Origin of the sequence: Bacillus sp. AR2-1, assembly GCF_008368755.1 — a bacterium.
In the GTDB taxonomy this organism is placed as follows: domain Bacteria; phylum Bacillota; class Bacilli; order Bacillales; family Bacillaceae_G; genus Bacillus_A; species Bacillus_A wiedmannii.
This window is the reverse complement of the sequence record NZ_QORY01000001.1, coordinates 366306-386795: the sequence shown is the minus strand read 5'-3', so window position 1 is coordinate 386795 and position 20490 is coordinate 366306. Positions and strand designations below refer to the sequence as shown.

Here is a 20490-nt window from a genome sequence, read left to right as displayed (position 1 = left end):
TTGCCCTTCTTTTTTTTGCATTTTTATTGAATAACCTCCTATGTACATATAATAATGAGATTAAATTTTCGTTTATTAGACGAAGTATTTCATGCATAAAGTGTATGAATAAATAAATACTGAAAATAGAGTATGTGTGTGAAAAGGAATTTAGAAAGAGGTAAATAAATTGGAAAACGCTACACATTTTATTGTGTTCGATATAGAGAGAAATTTCAGGCCGTATAAATCAGAAGATCCGTCAGAGATAGTTGATATCGGAGCTGTAAAAATAGAAGCAAGTACAATGAAGGTAATTGGAGAATTTTCGGAGTTAGTAAAGCCGAGTGCACGACTCACTCGTCATACGACAAAATTAACGGGAATTACAAAGGAAGATTTAATTGGTGTGGAGAAATTTCCGCAAATTATAGAGAAATTTATTCAATTTATCGGAGAAGACTCTGTATTTGTTTCATGGGGAAGAGAAGATTATCGTTTTTTATCTCATGATTGTACGTTACACGGTGTAGAATGCCCATGTATGGAAAAAGAGAGCAAATTTGATTTGCAGAAGTTTGTTTTCCAAGCGTATGAAGAGTTATTTGAGCATACACCAAGTTTACAATTTGCAGTAGAACAGCTCGGTTTAACGTGGGAAGGGAAGCAGCACCGAGCTTTAGCGGATGCTGAGAATACAGCGAATATACTTCTTAAAGTATATAGCGAGAGAGACATTCGTAAACGGTACAAAAGACATGGTGAGCTTGAACTTGTAGAGAACGGAAAACTAACAGAAAAAGCGAAAAAAAAGATGCGGAAATGGGTATTTAAAGAAATGAGAAAAAATACAGAGCGTCCTTTCGTTTGGAGTGCATTTGAAAATAGTGACACGTGGGAAAGTATAACGGAAAGATATTATATAAGTGAAGCTACAATAGCACTTCTGAAAAAGCATTTTCCTACGGCGGTGAGAAAAGCGGAAAGGCAGATTAGGTATTTGGCTGAGATGGAGGAGAATGTAGAGGTTAAATGACATTCTCCTCTATTTCTAGCTACATAAATTTAACGTCATTGTACTGATGGATGAATAAAGTATTCATATTAAATAGGAATTGATTTGTTGTGATTGGGCCATTATAATTGCTTTGAAAATTAAGGTGTGGTAAGAATTTTTAAATACATTCATAAAATTAGAGCCCATAGAAATGAAAAAGGATAGAGTTAAATGGAAGCAATCTTTAACATTGTAACAGTTTTAGTTTTTGGGATAATATTTACCACGCTATTAGCAGTAATTACACTTCCTTTCATAGCAAAGAAGAAAAATTGGAAAACGCTTAATATATCTTTAAATCATGGTGTATTAAAGGTTAAAATCGAAGAGTAAAATATGAGTTTTATACAAGGGAGGTGTGATGGTGATAGACTTGGATATTAAAGACGTCGCCGTAAAGATGGAATTAAACGGAGTCTTTTGGAATGAGGATGGGATTGCTGAAATGACCGTGACTACAAAAGAAGAGCATTCTCTTCTTCTTCGTCTAGTAGTTGACTTAGAAAGTAAAACTATTAGGGCGAAGAGTGCCGAAATAGTGAATGGATTCTGCCCTCTGTGCAAACAGAAAAGGGACGAATGTAGTGAACTTAATGACTTACAAAACAAAATGGATATTTTAGAAGAAGCTTACGATTGGGTGAGAGAGCATCCAGAATATCGTTTTCAATTATCTTTTTACGAGTACAATAAATTTGAGGTAGTGAAGTGAAATTTTCATTTTACCAATATACATAGTGACTACTCTAATGGAAATACACTTGTACAACAAGGAAGGAATCTACTGGATTCTGCAACAATTGTTATCTTGGATTAAAAATAAGCATATTTTGTTTTAAAGCAGAAAAACCGATTCTTAGAAGAATCGGTTTTTTTATATAACTGTCAACTATGTCCTAAATAAAAGAGCGTTTGTTAACAGCGCTCAGTAAGAATAGTTATATGGAAGGATTTATCCCGCATTAACGGGCAGTTGATCCCCCACCTTAAAATTCAGCTGAAGCAACGAAGTTAGGTGGGGGATCAACTGCCCGTAAAAGCCCGATTGATGAGAGCTGATAATCAGTGGGGATGAACAAAACCCCCACTGATTAAAGTTTCACTTTATTCAATCCCGTTCGGATCGTAAGAATACTGTTGCTTATTCTCAATCCGCTCAATCACATCTTGCAATTCATCTGGCTTCAGAAATTCAATCGGAGAGAAGCCTTTCTCAAACGTAAGTGTATCAGCTTCGATCATTAGTACGTATCGGTCATTTACCTTTGCGATATGTATTTGATCCCCGAAATCAGCAAGCAGGGCCTTTACGGAGATATGGTCTGCTTTTAGCTTTAATTCCACTTCAGGAGCGTGCTCGACGATTTGAGCGGTAGCTTCCATTACTTCTTCGGTTGAAAATTGTTCCATAATTTCGCGTTTCGGACTGGCAGCCCATACTTCCATTGCTTGGTCGAATTGTTCGCGTTCTTCCGTACCTTCTTCAAATACATCTTCAATTTGGTCGTATACCATGTCCATTACTTGTGTTTTCATAATTTCAGGCATAGAGCGTTCGTACTCGACGAATTTTAAGAAGTCCTCAAAATAACGGGCGTGAGATGCTTGGTGAATTTTTAGTTCGCCTACTTCGACCATACCTTCTTCAGGCATGTACGGATATTGGATAGATTTCATATTTTTTGTTGTGATGGCCATTTCAACGTTACGAATCAGTGTGGATTCATCTGAAATAGAAGCGACTTTCGGTTCGAAGTCACATTTCATAACGAAAACGAATGGATCATCAAAGTATTTGCGTAGTTTTGCTTGCGCAATTAAAAATACACCACCGCGTACAGCGCTTGTGTCCAGATATGTATAAACGAGAGGTTCACTCATATCTTTGAAGTTTTCTTTTGTTTCCGCAAAGCGAATGCGATTAAAGAGGTTGTAATGGGGGTTTGAATCAAGTTCGTGCCCTTCTTCTACAATGAAGCGACCGATCTTTGTCGGAGCTTGTTCTGTTTTCGCATGACGTTCTACTTTTCGCTTTGAGATTTTTAATAATTCACCATTTAAAAATTCTTTTAAGGAGCTATCTTCATACTCTTCAGCGTCTAACGTTTGAAAATGTTTGTAGCGTTTATCAACAGCTTCACCTTTTCCTTCTACTTGTACAACATAAAAGGAAAGATAATTTATTTCAAAATCCATATTTATCACCTTGTTTCATTTCATTAACTCTTATCAGTATAGAGATGGAAAAAACTTTCGTCAATTTATATAAAGGAAGGGGGAGCCCCTTCCTTTATATATTTTTTACTTTCGAAATTAAAATCCGTCTTCTAATGCTGAAAATGGAATGTTTAGTCTGTTTTCTATTGTACGTAAACGCTGGTTTAATCGGTTTAATCTACGTGTATGACGCTCAACCGTGTTTTCTAATTGACGTACTCTTTGTTCAAGCTCATTTACTCGTCTTTCTAGTTGACGGTTTCCAGTACCAGGAAAAGAGATGGGAAGTTGGAATTGTCGATTTTGATCATATGGATTAACTTGTTCTGCTGGATCTATATATTGTTGGTATTGTGCTTGTAAATCATATTGAGGTTGATAACCATTTTGGTTATATGGATCGTATGGATTGTAGGGGTACATAAAAACATCCTCCATTTCTTTAAAATAGGTTAATTCACCATAATGTATGTGTAAAAGCGGAGTGTGGCACGGCAAATACCTATTTATGTTCACAAGGTGTTCCTTTATAAATAAGAATATGGAGTTTTACATTTGTATTTCTTTTGTTTTATGGTATATACTGGATAAAAAGGTGAGGTTACATAAAGGTTACAATTCTATCGGACTCCAACTTTTATATAAATATGTATAGACATTTAGAAAAGAAAAGAGTAATTTATATAGAGTAAAAAATAACTTGTAACATTTTATAAATATATTGTAAAATGATTGTAACAAAACATACATAAAAATGAAATAATACATAAAAGTAATATTGGGAAAAAGGGGAGAGTATATTGTTCCGTAAAGTAAAGGGTATATTAGTTGGGGTGTTATGTGTAGCTATAGTGAGTGGTTGTGGTGCAAAAGTAAGTGATGTTGCATTAGTAAGTGACATTGGTGGCCACACGGTAGAGGCTAAAGCAGAGGTACAGGATTCTATTAGTTTAGTAGATGGTCGTACTGGTACGGAAGTGAAAAAGCTAGATTTATCGAGTCTAGGTTATTTTGAAGACGAAGCAAAATTTAAAAAATCGGTAACGAAGGTTGCTAGCGAGGTTGGAAAAAGCGTGGACAAAAAGATGGTCCCTTCACGTGTAGCACCTGATGGAAGTTGGCAAGAAGGAAAACCTTCTTATGAATTAATGGAAAAAGAATTAGTAGATAAATTATTAAACGTTGGCATGTGGGATTCTTCATATCAATTACCTATTGTTGAGAAAAAGCCTATCGCAACATTAAGTGATGCGCAAGGAAGTGGTACGGTAATTGGTAGATATGAAACGAATTTAGGTGGCTCAGCAGGTGGCCGTATTGAGAATATCCGTTTGTCAGCAGCGAGCATAAATGGAGTTGTATTAGCAAAAGGAGACAGTTTCTCTTTCAATGCATTAATTGGTGATACAACGCCAGATAAAGGGTATCAATTAGGAAAAGAAATTGTAGATGGTAAATTAGTAGATGGATATGGCGGTGGTGTTTGTCAAACATCATCAACATTATACAATGCAGCAGATCAAGCTGGTTTGAAAATGGTAGAGAGAACGACACATTCTAAAACGGTAGGTTATGTTCCACAAGGAAGAGATGCTACAATTGCATATCCATACTTAGACTTAGTGTTTGAAAACACGAATGATGCACCTGTGAAACTTTATATGGGCATTCAGGGTGGAAAGTTAGTTGCTGAAGTACATAAAATGAAATAATAGTTATAAAGTCACCTTTTCTGAAAGTTAGAAGAGGTGACTTTTTTATTATGAAAATAAAAAATGAGTGTAAATTCTGACTTTTCTTATTTACATAGGATGATTTTAGTTGTATCCTTCATAGTAACGGTTATATGAAATAGGAAAATATCAGGATAAGGAGATGGAGTTATTCATGGTACAAATTCACCCGAAAACACGTATTGGTCATGTTGAATTTAAAGTGCAAAATTTAGAGCGCCAAATTGTATTTTATGAGAATGTAGTAGGCTTAGAAGTAATTAAGCAAGAGGCGAATAAAGCATATTTATCAGGAAAAGGTGGAAAGAACACGTTACTTGTTCTTGAAAAGTTAGAGGACGGGGTACTGCAAGAACCGCGTACGACTGGTATATATCATGTAGCCTTTTTAGTTCCGACTCGTGAGGCTTTTGCTTCGGCATTATTTGGTGTAATTCGTAATAAGAATGTAATTGATAGTCCGGCTGAGCAAGAAGGACGTTATACATATTCAAATGAAATTTTACCGATCTCAAGGTTTAATAGTGCAAGTGATCATACGTATAGCGAAGCGTTTTATTTACAAGATTTAGAGGGGAATGGTATAGAAATTTATGCAGACCGTCCGCGCGAACAATGGGGAGAAGGACCAGGAGGCAGTACGCCGCTTGATTTAAAAGAACTGGCAACACTCGTTGATTATGAGGTTGATGGGTTGCCTGCTAATACTGTCGTTGGGCACGTACATTTACGAATAGCAGATGTAGAGAAGTCACACGAGTTTTATGTAGAGACAGTAGGATTTGAAGTACAACAGCGTGAAGATGACTGCTTATTCATTTCTGCAGGAGGATATCATCACCATATCGGTGCAAATACGTGGAACGGAGTAAATAATCCACACCCACCCGCACATGCAACTGGACTTAAAGTGTATACAATTGTATTACCACATAAAGAAGCATTAGATGAAGTGAAAGAAAGATTAATAGAAAAACAACATAAAGTAAACGAAAGTACAAACGGATTTACAGTAGTAGATCCTAGTGGTATTACAGTGCAGTTTGAAATAGAGAAAGCATAAAAGAAGTCGGAAGGTGTATAATCACTTTCCGACTTCTTTTTGATACGTAATCCAAGTAGCACAAGGATTACATAGAACGGATTTGTATACATTCGAAAGTATGTGCAGTATGGATGGAAGTTACTGTTCCACGTGAAAAAGACGCCTACTACATCTTTTTTATAGTAGGCAATATACACACATTTTGTTTTATTATCTCGTAATAAGTTAAATAGATAAGAGTCTTCATTGTATAAATCAATAAGTTGTTTTACTTTTAGCTCATTACTTCTACTATATTTCTCTATAACAAGATTATTTTCATCGGATGACTTCTTCATAGCTCAATCCAAAATCTTCTTACTACATTTCCATCTTCCTCAATGAAATCATCATCACGAAGCCCGCCGTTATGTAAAATTGTTTTTTCTGAAGCTGTATTCACGTCGTTGCAAACGACAAGTGCTTTCGTAATGTTTAATTCCTTCGTTTTTTCTAGCGATAATTCTAATAACTTCGTAGCATAACCTTTTCTTCTTTCAGAAGGGCGAATGCCATAACCGATATGACCTCCAGCGTTAAATAAATGCTCGGTTAAACTATGACGTATATTAACAGCTCCTACAATTTTATTTTCATCTGTAACGAGCCAATACGTAGAGTCTGGTACCCAAGATTCAGGGAGGTTTATTCCGTTATGCGCATCGAGCAATTCTTGAATCATAGCCGGAAAGTTAGAAGGGTCCTTTGAAATAACCCACGGAATCATCGTTTCACCGCTATCTTTCCATTCGTTATAAAAATCTAAGTATTCTTCTTGTAAATCGATAGTAGGTGTAAGTAAAGAGACGTTCATTGTTAGTAAGCTCCTTTATTTATTTAGTATGTATAAAAAAATACGGTATAAAATGTAAGCGTTTTCTTAACTTTCTCAACCTCATTTCATGTAATCCACCTTTGTTTTTTAAGAAAATTAGTGGAGTTTTAAAATTAGAAGTTATTTATTTTATGTTAATATTTAAAATATTAACATAAAACGGTCAGAGTATTAAGTGTATTTTAGCAAAATTCCTTCATATCGATAAAAGGATGTGTGTGATAATTTTTGTTTTATCTATCTATAATGAATGAAAGGGGGAAGGGCTCGTGAGTGTAAATTTTGATTTGATTATACGAATCGGTGTTGCGGGTTTGTTAGGAGCAATAATCGGTATTGAAAGGGAAATTCGATCAAAAGAAGCGGGATTAAAAACACATTTCCTAGTAGCGGTAGGAAGTGCATTAATAATGGTCGTTTCGAAATATGCTTTTTCAGATATTATGAATGAGGAACATATGGCTCTTGATCCGAGCCGTATTGCAGCACAAGTTGTAAGTGGAGTAGGGTTTTTAGGTGCAGGTACAATTATTATTCAAAAACAGGCAGTGAAAGGATTAACGACAGCGGCTGGTTTATGGGCTACAGCAGGAATTGGATTAGCAATTGGGGCTGGCATGTATGTAGTAGGCATTGGAGCGACGATTCTAGTTTTAATTGGTTTAGAGATTGTGAGTCGTATTTTTAAGGTGCAATTTTTATTTCCGCAAAATATAACAGTGCAAATGTGTATAAATAAACATGAGGCGGTACAACAAATAGTAGAAACGCTACAAGTGAAAGGTATTCCAATACTGTCATATGAAGTGGAAGCTTTGCAGCGAGGTACAGAAATAGTTTATAAGGTAGGGATGCAGCTGAAAAATATATCGTCAGAAGAAAAGAATGAATTTATTCAGCATATGCAAGCATTACCGGAAGTTACGTTTATAAAGTTAAAATCATAGCGTTGAAAACGAGGATAGATATAGCAGGAATTTCGCTATTATCTATCTTTTTTGATATAAAATTCACATAAAGTCAAGTGTTAATTTTGCGCGGTATGGATACATATGTGAACGTTCCCTTATTTTTCTCAATACAGAATAAAAAGTAAGAATAGTAAAATAATGGTGCGGGACACTAAAAAATGTAAGGTAGGGGAGAGCATGAAAGGCTATTCAAAAAAAGTGTTAGTAGGGGTAAGTTTTGCTAGTTTAATGTTAGGGAGTTTTCAAGGGAGCACATTGGCAGAAAGTAAAAAGGGAGAGCAAGTTTCTTATCGGAATGTGCTCAAAATGGAGCCAGTTGGTGTACAACTGCCAATGCAAGAATTAGCTCATCCATCAAAAGTGCTTGAAAATAAGTCTTTTGAGAAAAGGCTACAATTTGCTGATTTATCGCAAAGGCCACCTGAAGTAAAAAAAGAAAGTAAGCAATTAGCTGCAGCGAAAACTTATACAATTGCTGAATTAAATCAATTAAACAACCAGCAATTAGTAGATCTACTCGTAACAATTGATTGGGAGCAAATTACGGGTCTATTTCAATTTAATAAGGATAGCCTTGCATTCTATCAAAATGATAGTAGAATGCAGGCAATTATTGATAAATTGAAGCAGCAAGGACAAGCTTATACGAAAGATGATTCCAAAGGGATTGAGACTTTAGTAGAGGTATTACGCTCAGGATTTTATTTAGGATTTTATCATGCGGAATTAAGTAAACTAAATGAGCGGAGCTATCATGATAAATGCTTACCTGCATTACAAACGATTGCGAATAACCCGAATTTCAAACTCGGTACGTTAGAACAAAATAGAGTAGTATCATCATACGGAAAATTAATAGGAAATGCTTCGAGTGATGTGGAAACGATAACATCAGCTGCAAAGATTTTTAAACAATATAACGATAATTTTTCTACATTGGTAGACAATCTTTCAGCTGGAAATGCGATTTACGATATTATGCAAGGTGTTGATTACGACATTCAATCGTATTTGTACGATACGAGAAAAGCACCGAAAGATACAGTATGGTACCAAAAAATTGATAGCTATATTAATGAATTAAGTCGTTTTGCTTTAATTGGAACGGTGACAGAGAAGAATGGTTGGTTAATTAATAATGGTATTTATTATACAGGTAGACTTGGTACGTTCCATAGTACAGGAACGAAAGGATTGCAAGTTGTAACGGACGCAATGAAAATGTATCCGTATTTAGGAGAGCAATATTTCGTAGCGGCTGAGCAAATTGCGACGAACTATGGCGGGAAAGATGCAAATGGAAATGTTGTGAATTTAGATCAAATACGAGAAGACGGGAAGAAAAAATATTTGCCGAAAACGTATACGTTTGATGATGGGGCAATTGTTTTAAAGGCTGGAGATAAAGTGACAGAAGAAAAAGTAAAACGTCTATATTGGGCGGCAAAAGAAGTAAAGGCACAATTCCATCGTACAGTTGAAAGTGATCAACCTTTAGAAAAAGGAAATCCTGATGATGTATTAACGATGGTTATTTATAATAGTCCAGCTGAATATCAATTTAATCGTCAATTGTACGGATATGAAACGAATAACGGTGGCCTATATATAGAAGGAACAGGTACGTTCTTTACTTATGAACGTACGCCAGAAGAAAGTATTTATAGTTTAGAAGAATTGTTCCGACATGAGTTTACTCATTACTTACAAGGTAGATATGAAGTACCAGGGCTTTGGGGACAAGGTAAGATGTATGAGAATGAGAGATTATCTTGGTTTGAAGAAGGGAATGCGGAGTTTTTTGCGGGGGCAACGAGAACGGATAATGTTGTACCGAGAAAGAGCATTATAGGAGGAATATCTTCAAATCCAGCAGAACGTTATACGGCAGAGCGAACGTTAAATGCAAAGTATGGAACGTGGGATTTCTATAATTATTCATTCGCTTTACAATCGTATATGTACAATAAGAGATATGATATGTTTGACAAAGTTCATGATCTTATTAGAAAAAATGATGTAACAGCATATGATGCATACCGCTCTGCATTAAGTAAAGATGCGAATTTAAATAAAGAGTATCAAGACTATATGCAAATGTTAGTCGATAACCGAGAGAAATATAATGTTCCATTAGTATCAGATGATTATTTAACAACTCACGCACCAAAACCAGTTTCAAATATTGCGGCAGAAATTACAGCAGAAGCAAAATTAAGTAATGTATCAGTTAAGAAAAATAAATCACAGTTCTTTAATACATTTACACTGCAAGGAACGTATACAGGTACTACTGCAAAAGGGGAATATGAAGACTGGAAAACAATTACACAAAACGTAAATGATACGTTAAAACGTTTAAGTGCAAAAGAATGGACAGGCTATAAAACAGTAACAGCTTACTTTGTAAATTATCGTGTGAATGCATCAGGACAATTTGAATATGATGTTGTATTCCATGGTATGAATACAGAAGAAGGTGCTGTGAATAAAGCACCAGTTGCGGTTATAAATGGTCCATATAACGGAAATTTAAATGAAACAATTTCGTTTAAAAGCGATGGATCAAAAGATGAAGATGGAAAAATTGTTGCTTATAAATGGGAGTTTGGTGATGGTACTGTAAGCAATGAACAAAATCCAACTCATGTGTATACAAAAGAAGGAACGTACACGGCAAAATTGACAGTAACAGACGACAAAGGATTAACGAATACTGTTACAACGAATGTAACGGTTCAAAAGAAAGAAGATAACAGTGTAGAAAAAGAGCCAAATAATTCATTCCAAACAGCAAATAAACTGCAATTAAATCAAGTTTTACGTGCTAGTTTAGGAAATGGTGATACGAGTGATTACTTTGAAATAAATGTGGAAACTGCGAAAAACCTACAAATTAATGTAACGAAGGAAAATAATATCGGAGTAAACTGGGTTCTTTATTCAGAAGCGGATTTAAATAATTATGTTACGTATGCCCAGCAAGAAGGGAATAAGTTAGTAGGAAGTTACTACACATATCCAGGGAAATATTATTTACATGTGTATCAGTATGGCGGAGGAACAGGGAATTATACGGTAGAAGTGAAATAGCAAAAGAGAAATTGTCTTTCAATGAATGGAAATTAATTTAAGTCTATATCAAGTAATACAGGTTACAATATCAGTTATGAAGATAAAAATTGGTATCTTTATGAATGTTAAAAATTTAATATTTAAAATAAAAAAATAACTATAGGTAATGTATCTAATGATATTAAGAAATCAAGTATCAAGAGATCTTATCTTGAAGTTAAGTAGACCTAATCAGTAAATGAGATACAATCGATGAATTATGATTTCATAGAGATGTGAGCAAAGTAATAAAATTTAAGTATATTTGATTTAATTAAAGGACTAGAGTATATCCGTAAAAACAGATATGCTCTGGTCCTTATTACGTTTAATTTATTCACGAAATCAAGATGATTAATGAGTTAAGTAGCGGCATTTTTGAAATTTATTTTATAAGTTAAATAGAAAAATTTAATTATTTAAATAATTCCGTCATATTAGCAAGGGATACTAATGGAAAATCGTGTACCTTGGCCTAATTTACTCTCTATTTCTATATCACCGTTTAATTCTTTAATAATACTATAAGCAATCATAGTACCAAGCCCAGTTCCTTTTTCTGTTGTTGAATAGAATGGTAAAGCAATCCGCTTTATTTGTTGAGAGGACATTCCAACCCCTGAATCAATAATATCGATTATAATATTACCTTTAATTTTCTGTATATTTATTTGTAATACTCCACCATTTATCATGGCCTCAATTCCGTTTTGTATGATGTTGTTTAGACAGATCCTGAATTTTTCGGGGTCTCCATTTATATAAAAGGAATTTGTACTATTTTGTATTATTTCAACTTTGTATGATAGAGCGAGTGGTGAAATAGTGTCTTTCACTTGATTTAAAATATGATTAATATCTATTTTCTCTTTTAGGGTGTTCTGTGGTTTTGTTAAAGATAAATAGTTATTAATAGTAGATTGTATATGTTGCATTTCAATTAACATGATTTCTAAGTACTGATTCTGAGGTAGCTTAGAGGCATGTTTTTCATTTAACAATTGAGTGAATCCATGTACTGTGGTTAGTGGATTGTGGATTTCGTGTGCAATGGACGCGGCTAGTTCGCTAGCTATATAAAATTTTTCAGCCCGTTGCAGCTTTTCTTTCATTTTATATTTCTCAATCATTCCCTCTATTAAATACACTGATAATAATACTGTAAATATATTAATGATTATATAATTTAATAAAAATTCTATGAGAGTAGAGTCAATTTTACCACCTGTATTTATTTGAGTTACAATACCGCAGATAGAAAGTGAAGTTGTACATACTAAAATAAGAAGCAAGCTTAATAATATCTTTTTTTCTTTAACATACATTGGTAATAAGTAACGAAAGAGCATTGTTATAACAGAAATAATAGTAAAGATAATAAATGATGGAAGAACTCCATTTCCGCCCAAGAAAAATCGATAAGAAAGATATAAAATTCCTATAAAAACAATGTTTTTTGTATTTCCATATAGAAAAACTAATATGATAGGAATAAAACGTAAATCATAAATAAATCCAGCATGTAAATGAAAAGGAAAAGTCATGCAAAAAATAATAGCAATGGAGGAAAGGATAGAAATCAATATATTATTACATGTTTTTTTTTCTTTAAATTCTAGCCAAAATACGTGGTAGCTAAGGATACAAATTATTATTATAAAGGTATTTAATAAAAGAGTAGATATTCCCATAGGTTTGCATCTCCGATAGTTTGTATATTGGATTATGTATGAGTTAAACTTAGATGTTTAGTTATCAGTAGACTTTCTATCTAAAAAAGGAAGAGCGCTTGAAAAAGTACTATAATATTACTTTTATCCCGCATTAACGGGCAGTAAGACCCCCACCTCAAAATTCAGCGGAAGCAAAGAAGTTAGGTAGGGGATCAACTGCCCGTAAAAGCCCGATTGGTGAGGGCTGATAATCAGTGGGGGATGAACAAAACCCCACTGATTAAAGTTTCACTTTATTAGAATTGATAAGGAAGTTAGGAAAAATAATAGATAAAAAAATCTACTTAGATATTTATACATATGAAACTAGAAATTGACTTTTGTATAAGGAAAACTAGGATTGAGTTACTAATAAAATAATAGGATTTTAAGTATGAATATTCTATGAAAAAATATATTTTGTGGATTCTATTTGTAGCCTTCGTTATATTAACATGGAATATACCAAATTATAAAGTGTAAATTTCAAAATTTTTCATTAGTATATTTTATCTAAAATGGAAACGCTATTTATTTGCGTGCTTGGTACTTAATTGTATGAATTCTCGTTAAAAAGATTTTGAAATTTACATGTTTTTTATGAATCATAATACTGTAGCTTTATCAATGTGAGTTTTTCAGTAACTATTAAGGTGTAAAGTTAAAATATATAGGTTTAAAGATATGAATTATTACATAAAAAAGCACCTGAAAAAGAATGTATGATGGTAATAGATTACAAACATCAAGGGGGAACTTAAAATGAAGTTAAATAAACTAGTGCTTAGTTGTGGAGTAATTTCAGCATTAACACTTGGTGTGTTAGGAAATAATACTTATGCTGAAGAAATACACAAAACGAATGATACAATTCATATAGTCGAACATGTTCCTGTAGACTTATTATTAACTCAAACAATGGATTATAGTGGAGAGGCTGTAACTTCTTTTGTATATAATGGGAGTGAAAATTTAAGCTTCTTTATGAAAAATAATGGCCAAAATACAATGGGATATAGTGTGAAAGGTCCAAATATGGAGCTAATTGTTGGTGGTTATATAAAACCTGGAGAACAAAAAAATAATGTTACAAATGTACGGAATGCTTTATCTCCATTACCAATTGGAACATATAAAATTTACGTTTCAAATGATGATGGTTCTAAGGGACAATTCCAAGTTGCAGTAAGATCTATGAATTAAATTTAAAACGCTTTGTTTTAAGTTGATTTAATCTTTCCTTATTGGAAAGAAACTAAATTGAATTGAGAATTACCGATCAAAATGAAAACGAGCACCTTATCTAATTTGAGAGGATGTTCGTTTTTTGCTATTAAACAAAAAACAATTACTTCCAACCGCTTATTAATACATTTTCATATTTCCATCGCTAATCTACTAGTTTGTGTCAACGAGAGAATGTCTACTATAAAATAATTTTTTAAAAACAAAATATAATTTGGCTAAAAATTAGAGGGCATCAATTCATTGGAACAGTAAAAGCTGTTTATTGGATTGGTGTCTTTTTTTGTTTAAGAACGAGAATACATTTTCTCAACAGGACAAATGGTAAATATCTATAAGTACTACTTATGAGGATAATTGGAAAATAGAAATTAATAATAAAGGGGAATGCGAAATGACAATATTAATATCTAATAGAGATCTAGCTAACATTCAAGAGGAAGATGTAGATATATTAAAAGTAATGGCACATCCCGTTCGATTGAAAATTGTAAATGAATTAATGCACCATAAACTGTGTAATGTTACACAGTTGACAGAAATATTAGGACTCCCGCAATCTACTGTTTCACAGCATCTATCAAAATTAAAGGGAACCGTGCTCCGTGCAGAAAGACGAGGGTTAGAGATGCATTATTATATCGATAATGTTAAGGCTCGTCAGATTGTAGGAGTTCTAGGTTTGTAGCTAAAAAGAGTACTTTTCAAAAGTGCTCTTTTTAAGATGTGCATTAGGACTTGAAGGAGGCACCAATGCTAGTTTAGAGGGAGTGTGCTTTGAATCAATCTTTGCTTAAAATACGAGATAATTGTTTATATCGTTTAATAATTACTTAATACATTATTAAGTTTGTTACCTTACAAAACTGTAAGGTTATTTCAATTGACACTCGTATATATAAGTAACTATACTAGTTACACAATGTTGGTGAATATATGTAATAGTCTCAATCTATAAGTGTATGCCGAAGGGTTCTTTTCGAAATGATAATTCTATACTAGATTCTTTATCTTATAATAGTGATGACGCCAACTTGATCTATACTTTATTCGAATTCATATTATTTAAAGATTAACTATATTTTACATAATTTACCGACTTGTAATAATTTTTTAGAGGTGCTAAATTTTGAAGAACAAATTAATTGCTACAGGAATTCTTGCTGGAAGTTTACTATCTTATTCTACTAGTATTTTTGCAGATACTCACAAATTTCCAGATGTTCCTGCATGGGCTGACAAATCCGTTACTTATTTAGTTGATAAACAAGTATTGAGTGGTTATCCAGATGGAACTTTTGGTTCAAGCGATACACTAGATAGAGCTTCTGCAGCAACCATTATGACAAGGGCTCTTGGTATACACATTGATTTAAATGCAAAACCATCTTTTAAAGATTCACAAAACCACTGGGGAACCCCTTATATCGCCGCAGCTGAAAAGGCAGGAATAATTAAAGGTGAAGGAAATGGAATATTTAATCCTTCTGGAAAAGTTACTCGTGCTGCTATGGCTACTATGCTAGTGAATGCATATAAACTACAAAATAAAAACACTAGCAATGGACAAAGTAAATTTGAAGATTTAAAGGGACATTGGGGTGAAAAGTTCGCAAATACTTTAATTGATTTAAAAATTTCAGTTGGTACAGATAATGGTTGGCAACCAAATAGGTTCATAACACGCGCTGAAGCTGCACAACTAACCGCAAAAACAGATATGCTTCAATATAGTCAAAGTAATCCTTTAGAAAATAAGACAATAATTATTGATCCCGGACATGGTGGCACAGATCCTGGAAAAGACACAAAGGGATTACCTGAAAGTAAGATTGTACTTGACACTTCTTTACGTCTACAACAATTGCTTGAAAAACATACACCATTTACAGTTTTACTAACTCGTGAATCTGATACTAGACCTGGACATGATCAAAAAAGCTCTTTACAGGAACGTGTTAAATTTGCTAAACAAAATCAGGGGGATATCTTTATAAGTGTTCATGCAAATGCTTATAATGGTAATGCAAAAGGGACAGAAACATACTACTATAAATCTTCTAAATCTGAAAAAACAAATCCTCATGTGGAAGAAAGTCGTGTTTTAGCTGAAAAAATTCAAACCCGATTAGTAGACGCTCTTCAAACACGTGATAGAGGCGTTAAACATGGCGATCTTCATGTTATAAGAGAAAATGAAATGCCAGCTGTGTTAACGGAACTTGCTTTTATAGATAATGGTATTGATTACAGTAAGTTATCTACAGAAAACGGAAGGCAGGTTGCAGCAGAAGCCATTTATGAGGGGATTTTAGATTATTATGAATGGAAAGGGAATAATGTATCTGAATATAGGTTGCAATAAGTAAATGAAAATATAGTAATTCTCGAAATAAAGAATTCTATAATTTTTTTGCATTTTTTTAAACAACAATTTTAAATATGTATTTAAAATTGTTGTTTAAATCGTTATTATGTGTTTTAATAATATTGATAATAGTTATCAGTAAAAAAAGAGATGGAAATTAGAAAAACAAGTGTTGATAGTTATTGTCATAAAGATTAATAAATTTCTACATTGTAAAGTTATGAACCTATCTCTAGTATTGAGAGCTAAAAGTAATATGTTTATACCTTTTAAATGTTTAAGAAGGAGAGGCTGTCTGTATGAAAAAAACAAATGGAATAGCTAAAAGTGTTGCGGTAGCGTCCGTTATTATGTCTGGATCACTTGGTTTACAAGCAACATCTGTATTTGCAGATTCTAAAGGAACTGTAGAAAATCTTCAAAATGGTGGAAAAGTCTATAATAGTTTTAAAACTACTTATGACATGAAGCAAAATATTAAAAATTCAATAAAGGTTTCTTTTATTGAGGATCCTTACGCAGATAAAAAGATTGCAATTGTTACTACTGATGGTAGTAATATAGATGCTAAATATACAATTAATGGCGGATACTATAACGCAGGTTTAAAGTGGCCATCGGCTTATCATACTGAAGCAGAAATAACAAGTGGTGATAGCGCTCAATTCCATAAAGCTGCCCCAGTTAATACAATGACTTCAGCAAAGGTTACTTCTGAAGTAGGGTATACACTTGGCGGAAGTGTTAAAGTTGGGGTAAATGATAAAGGCCCAAATGCTGATGCAAGTATTACAGGTAGCTTTGCTTGGAAAGAAAGTGTATCTTATGATCAAGTAGACTATAAAACGGTATTAGAGACTCACACAGATAAAAAATTAAATTGGAAAGTAGGATTCCAATCATTTAATTACCCGGAGTGGGGAATTTATAATCGTGATTCATTTAATACTTTCTACGGTAATCAACTATTTATGAAATCACGTAGTTACAATGAAGGAACGAATAATTTTGTTTCAAAAGATACAGTACCAGCTTTAACAGGATATGGTTTTTCTCCTAATGTAGTAGCAGTTATTACTGCAGATAAAACAGAATCTACATCTGATTTAAAAATAACAAATCGTAGAATATCAGATCAGTACAATATCGAATGGGTAAGTTCGAAATGGTGGGGAACAAATAATAAAGATACATATAATGAGTTCTTTACAAACAACTATAAGTTAGACTGGAAAAACCATCAAGTTACTCTTGATAACCAAAAAGCCCTTGAAGAACAAATGAGTAGTATCAACAATGTGAATAACCAACTTAACAAAGGCAAAGGGAAATTATCTTTTTCAATGAATGGAAATCAGCTCAAAGCGACATCTAGCAATGCTGGTTATGGTATTAGTTACGAGGATAAAAATTGGGGTATCTTTGTGAATGGTGAAAAGATCTATACGTTTAATGAAAAAACAACTGTAGGTAATATTTCGAATGACATTAACAAATTAAACATCAAAGGACCTTATATTGAGATTAAACAAATCTAATCAGTAAATGAATTGCAAATGAAAGGGCCAGAGTTTATCTGTAAAGATAGATAAACTCTGGCCCTTATTATTTTTTTCATTCTTATACGCAATTAGAAAAGAACGTGAGGTATTTGAAAGCTATTCATGCCACGCAGGGAGATATTGTTTTAAGTAGGGTGTTTATTTTTATTTCATTTTTAAATGAATTCTTTGTATGATGACATAGGGTAGGCGATGTTCAGGAGATGTTTCTTTTTGAGGAGTATGTTGTGTGGCGAATAGTTTAAAGTAAGCAAGTCTTCATCGGTTGTTAAGTTATTACTTTAAATATATAATTAAACTTCATTAAAAAGATACTCTATTCAAAGTCCTTAGTGGATTTTTGAAGTGAAATATATATTATTTGAGGTGTGTGAAATGGGGAAATCTCGAGAGCAGACGATGGAAAATATTTTGAAGGCTGCTAAGAAAAAATTTGGAGAGCGTGGTTATGAAGGTACGAGCATACAAGAAATTGCAAAAGAAGCGAAAGTGAATGTTGCTATGGCTTCTTATTATTTTAATGGGAAAGAAAACCTATATTATGAGGTGTTTAAGAAATATGGTCTTGCTAATGAGTTACCTAATTTTCTTGAGAAGAATCAATTTAATCCTATTAATGCTCTAAGAGAATATTTAACAGTCTTTATTACACATATAAAAGAAAATCCTGAAATTGGCACATTGGCATATGAGGAGATTATTAAGGAAAGTGCAAGATTAGAAAAGATTAAACCGTATTTTGTAGGTAGTTTTGAACAGTTAAAAGAAATATTGCAGGAGGGGGAGAAACAAGGAGTATTTCATTTCTTCTCTATAAATCATACGATACATTGGATCACTTCTATTGTTTTATTTCCAAAGTTTAAAAAGTTCATTGATTCTTTAGGACCAAATGAATCGAATGATACAAATTATGAATGGATGCCAGAAGATTTGGTGAGCAGAATTATTTCTGCTTTAACAGATAAGCCCAATATGTAAATTACTCATTGTTTATGAATCCTAATTTTCCTGTTAAAAAGCCTAATTTCTCAATGGATTGTAGAGAAATTAGGCTTTTTTGGACACTTCATTCAAATACTTTATAGACTAATGGCTTGATTTATTAATGATTCGAGTGGAGTTACATAGATATAGTTTTCGTTGCAACGGTTTGTTGAAATGCCTTATCATGCTCAACAATAATCATTGTGGGATTAAATTGTTGAATCAGCTCTTCAATTTGCATACGTGAATAAATATCTATAAAGTTTAATGGTTCATCCCATATATACATATGGGCTTTTTCACATAAACTTTTAGCGATAAGCAGTTTTTTCTTTTGTCCACCAGAATAATGAAATATATCTTTCTCAAATTGAATTCGGTCAAAATCCATCTTTCGTAGGATGGATTTAAATAATGTCTCATCAATCTTGTGCTCTTCAATAAAATTTGATAGCGATCCTTTCAAATGAGAAGTATCTTGTTGGACATAGGAGATGGTGAGTCCTGTACCTAAAGTAACTGAACCTGTATGCTGTATCGGATACCCTAGAATTAGTTTTAGGATACTGCTTTTCCCGCTCCCATTTTTGCCATCAAGCACAATTCGGTCACCTTGTTCAACTACGAAGTTAATTGGCTCATTCACGACTTGTTCATCGTACGTAACAGACACGTCAGCCAAAGTAACTAATTCATTTGACTTGAACTTTAATGCTTCTAATTTTAATGACTCAGTTTTCTCCACATTTTTTAGTAATTTTGACTTTTCTTCAATAGCTTTTTGTTGCCTTGATTCTAGGTTTTTTGCCCTTTTCATCATCTTGGCTGCTTTATGTCCTACAAATCCCTTATCCAACTTAGAACCTGAATTTCTTGTTCCATTTTTTGAAGCTTCTACATCATGAGACCAACTTGCTGAACGCTTGGAAGACTGTTTTAATCTTCCTATGTCTTTTTGTAGACGATCATTTGTAGCCTCTTCGTGCTCTTGCTGTCTATCAAAATTTAATTTCCAAGAAGAATAGTTCCCGCTTTGAACTTCAATATTTGCTCTATTTATAGATAAGATATGGTCAACGCATCCATCCAAAAAGATTCTGTCATGTGAAATTAAAATAAACCCTTTTTTCTTCCTTAGATAATCAGAGACTATTTTTCGTGCATCAGTGTCTAGGTGGTTTGTTGGTTCATCAATTAATAGGAATTGGCCCTCATTTAAAAACAGTGCAGCAAGCAACACCTTTGTTTGTTCTCCATTTGATAAAGTTTTAAACGGTCTGTACATGACCTCGGCATCAACATTTAAATAGGATATTTCACGTAGAAATTCCCAATCTTCTGCTTGGGGACAAATTTCTTCAAGGATTTCATAAGTAAATTTGTTCTTATTTGCAACAGGGTAGGGGAAGTAATTGAATTCTACAGAAGCAAGGATTTTTCCACTATACTCGTAATTTCCTAATAATAAATTAAAGAATGTCGTTTTACCTCGTCCGTTTCTACCGATAAATCCTAGTTTCCAATCTGTATCTATTTGAAAGTTTACAGCTTCAAAAATATTATCAAAGCTACCTGGATATGAAAAAGTTAAGTCTTGAACTTTTATCATTGACATAATAATTCCTC

General features: G+C 33.3%; 17 protein-coding genes and 1 pseudogene. 12 read left to right on the top strand and 6 right to left on the bottom strand.

Annotated elements, in window-relative coordinates:
• The first annotated feature begins 169 nt into the window (after positions 1-169).
• From DT250_RS02025 to DT250_RS02020, 3 genes are all read left to right on the top strand, one after another.
• Positions 170-1015 (top strand): exonuclease, encoded by an 846-nt coding sequence (locus DT250_RS02025; RefSeq protein ID WP_149212412.1) that lies wholly within the window; start codon positions 170-172, stop codon positions 1013-1015.
• A gap of 192 nt (positions 1016-1207) precedes the next feature.
• A complete protein-coding gene (locus DT250_RS31545) occupies positions 1208-1369 on the top strand; it encodes a hypothetical protein (protein WP_088064148.1) in 162 nt (53 codons plus the stop codon).
• A gap of 31 nt (positions 1370-1400) precedes the next feature.
• Positions 1401-1748 carry a hypothetical protein gene (locus DT250_RS02020; RefSeq protein ID WP_137014375.1) on the top strand — a complete coding sequence of 116 codons (348 nt, stop codon included), beginning with the start codon at positions 1401-1403 and terminating at the stop codon, positions 1746-1748.
• A 392-nt stretch (positions 1749-2140) separates the two neighbouring features.
• On the opposite strand, the gene DT250_RS02015 is transcribed toward DT250_RS02020, so the two are convergent.
• Together DT250_RS02015 and DT250_RS02010 are read right to left on the bottom strand one after the other, a co-directional pair.
• Entirely contained in the window at positions 2141-3232 is a 1092-nt protein-coding gene (locus DT250_RS02015) for a DUF3900 domain-containing protein (RefSeq protein ID WP_000345047.1), read from the bottom strand.
• A 117-nt stretch (positions 3233-3349) separates the two neighbouring features.
• The gene (locus DT250_RS02010) at positions 3350-3691 is read right to left on the bottom strand and encodes a hypothetical protein (RefSeq protein ID WP_116480664.1); all 342 of its coding nucleotides are present in this window, start codon (positions 3689-3691) and stop codon (positions 3350-3352) included.
• Between the two features lie 362 nt (positions 3692-4053).
• Here DT250_RS02010 and DT250_RS02005 point away from each other — a divergent pair, with 362 nt between their 5' ends.
• Together DT250_RS02005 and DT250_RS02000 are read left to right on the top strand one after the other, a co-directional pair.
• Positions 4054-4965, top strand: a complete 912-nt coding sequence (locus DT250_RS02005; RefSeq protein WP_000488977.1) for a VanW family protein — start codon at positions 4054-4056, stop codon at positions 4963-4965.
• A 175-nt stretch (positions 4966-5140) separates the two neighbouring features.
• Positions 5141-6049 carry a VOC family protein gene (locus tag DT250_RS02000; RefSeq protein WP_149212411.1) on the top strand — a complete coding sequence of 303 codons (909 nt, stop codon included), beginning with the start codon at positions 5141-5143 and terminating at the stop codon, positions 6047-6049.
• Between the two features lie 71 nt (positions 6050-6120).
• On the opposite strand, the pseudogene DT250_RS32050 reads toward DT250_RS02000, so the two are convergent.
• Positions 6121-6369, bottom strand: a pseudogene (locus DT250_RS32050) (GNAT family acetyltransferase); the annotation flags it as partial.
• Positions 6366-6884, bottom strand: a complete 519-nt coding sequence (locus DT250_RS01990; protein WP_149212410.1) for a GNAT family N-acetyltransferase — start codon at positions 6882-6884, stop codon at positions 6366-6368. The pseudogene DT250_RS32050 and the gene DT250_RS01990, both read right to left, overlap by 4 nt.
• 290 nt (positions 6885-7174) lie before the next feature.
• Here DT250_RS01990 and DT250_RS01985 point away from each other — a divergent pair, with 290 nt between their 5' ends.
• On the top strand, positions 7175-7852 hold the full coding sequence (locus DT250_RS01985; protein ID WP_088064142.1) for an MgtC/SapB family protein: 678 nt from the start codon (positions 7175-7177) through the stop codon (positions 7850-7852).
• 201 nt (positions 7853-8053) lie between these two features.
• On the top strand, positions 8054-10969 hold the full coding sequence (gene colA / locus DT250_RS01980) for a collagenase ColA (RefSeq protein ID WP_149212409.1): 2916 nt from the start codon (positions 8054-8056) through the stop codon (positions 10967-10969).
• 458 nt (positions 10970-11427) lie between these two features.
• Here colA and DT250_RS01975 read toward each other — a convergent pair whose 3' ends face one another.
• A complete protein-coding gene (locus DT250_RS01975; protein WP_088064140.1) occupies positions 11428-12681 on the bottom strand; it encodes a sensor histidine kinase in 1254 nt (417 codons plus the stop codon).
• Positions 12682-13464: 783 nt separating this feature from the next.
• Here DT250_RS01975 and DT250_RS01965 point away from each other — a divergent pair.
• The 5 genes from DT250_RS01965 (at position 13465) to hlyIIR (ending at position 18858) form a co-directional block, all read left to right on the top strand.
• Positions 13465-13905 carry a hypothetical protein gene (locus tag DT250_RS01965; protein ID WP_088608873.1) on the top strand — a complete coding sequence of 147 codons (441 nt, stop codon included), beginning with the start codon at positions 13465-13467 and terminating at the stop codon, positions 13903-13905.
• 436 nt (positions 13906-14341) lie between these two features.
• On the top strand, positions 14342-14635 hold the full coding sequence (locus DT250_RS01960) for an ArsR/SmtB family transcription factor (protein ID WP_088608872.1): 294 nt from the start codon (positions 14342-14344) through the stop codon (positions 14633-14635).
• A gap of 441 nt (positions 14636-15076) precedes the next feature.
• On the top strand, positions 15077-16312 hold the full coding sequence (locus DT250_RS01955) for an N-acetylmuramoyl-L-alanine amidase (RefSeq protein WP_149212408.1): 1236 nt from the start codon (positions 15077-15079) through the stop codon (positions 16310-16312).
• A gap of 302 nt (positions 16313-16614) precedes the next feature.
• On the top strand, positions 16615-17853 hold the full coding sequence (hlyII, locus tag DT250_RS01950) for a hemolysin II HlyII (protein ID WP_088608871.1): 1239 nt from the start codon (positions 16615-16617) through the stop codon (positions 17851-17853).
• A 399-nt stretch (positions 17854-18252) separates the two neighbouring features.
• Positions 18253-18858 (top strand): hemolysin II regulator HlyIIR, encoded by a 606-nt coding sequence (gene hlyIIR / locus DT250_RS01945; protein WP_000520491.1) that lies wholly within the window; start codon positions 18253-18255, stop codon positions 18856-18858.
• Between the two features lie 142 nt (positions 18859-19000).
• Here the strand turns inward: hlyIIR and DT250_RS01940 are convergent, their stop codons facing one another.
• Positions 19001-20479 (bottom strand): Lsa family ABC-F type ribosomal protection protein, encoded by a 1479-nt coding sequence (locus DT250_RS01940; RefSeq protein ID WP_149212407.1) that lies wholly within the window; start codon positions 20477-20479, stop codon positions 19001-19003.
• Positions 20480-20490 lie beyond the last annotated feature (11 nt).

Excerpts from the sequence above, each read along its gene's own strand:
- DT250_RS01940 (WP_149212407.1), bottom strand. The coding sequence starts at position 20,479 with ATGTCAATGATAAAAGTTCAAGACTTAACTTTTTCATATCCAGGTAGC.
- DT250_RS02000 (WP_149212411.1), top strand. The coding sequence starts at position 5,141 with ATGGTACAAATTCACCCGAAAACACGTATTGGTCATGTTGAATTTAAA.
- DT250_RS31545 (WP_088064148.1), top strand. The coding sequence starts at position 1,208 with ATGGAAGCAATCTTTAACATTGTAACAGTTTTAGTTTTTGGGATAATA.
- DT250_RS01965 (WP_088608873.1), top strand. The coding sequence starts at position 13,465 with ATGAAGTTAAATAAACTAGTGCTTAGTTGTGGAGTAATTTCAGCATTA.
- colA (WP_149212409.1), top strand. The coding sequence starts at position 8,054 with ATGAAAGGCTATTCAAAAAAAGTGTTAGTAGGGGTAAGTTTTGCTAGT.
- DT250_RS02010 (WP_116480664.1), bottom strand. The coding sequence starts at position 3,691 with ATGGAGGATGTTTTTATGTACCCCTACAATCCATACGATCCATATAAC.
- DT250_RS01975 (WP_088064140.1), bottom strand. The coding sequence starts at position 12,681 with ATGGGAATATCTACTCTTTTATTAAATACCTTTATAATAATAATTTGT.
- DT250_RS01990 (WP_149212410.1), bottom strand. The coding sequence starts at position 6,884 with ATGAACGTCTCTTTACTTACACCTACTATCGATTTACAAGAAGAATAC.
- hlyII (WP_088608871.1), top strand. The coding sequence starts at position 16,615 with ATGAAAAAAACAAATGGAATAGCTAAAAGTGTTGCGGTAGCGTCCGTT.
- hlyIIR (WP_000520491.1), top strand. The coding sequence starts at position 18,253 with ATGGGGAAATCTCGAGAGCAGACGATGGAAAATATTTTGAAGGCTGCT.
- DT250_RS01960 (WP_088608872.1), top strand. The coding sequence starts at position 14,342 with ATGACAATATTAATATCTAATAGAGATCTAGCTAACATTCAAGAGGAA.
- DT250_RS02015 (WP_000345047.1), bottom strand. The coding sequence starts at position 3,232 with ATGGATTTTGAAATAAATTATCTTTCCTTTTATGTTGTACAAGTAGAA.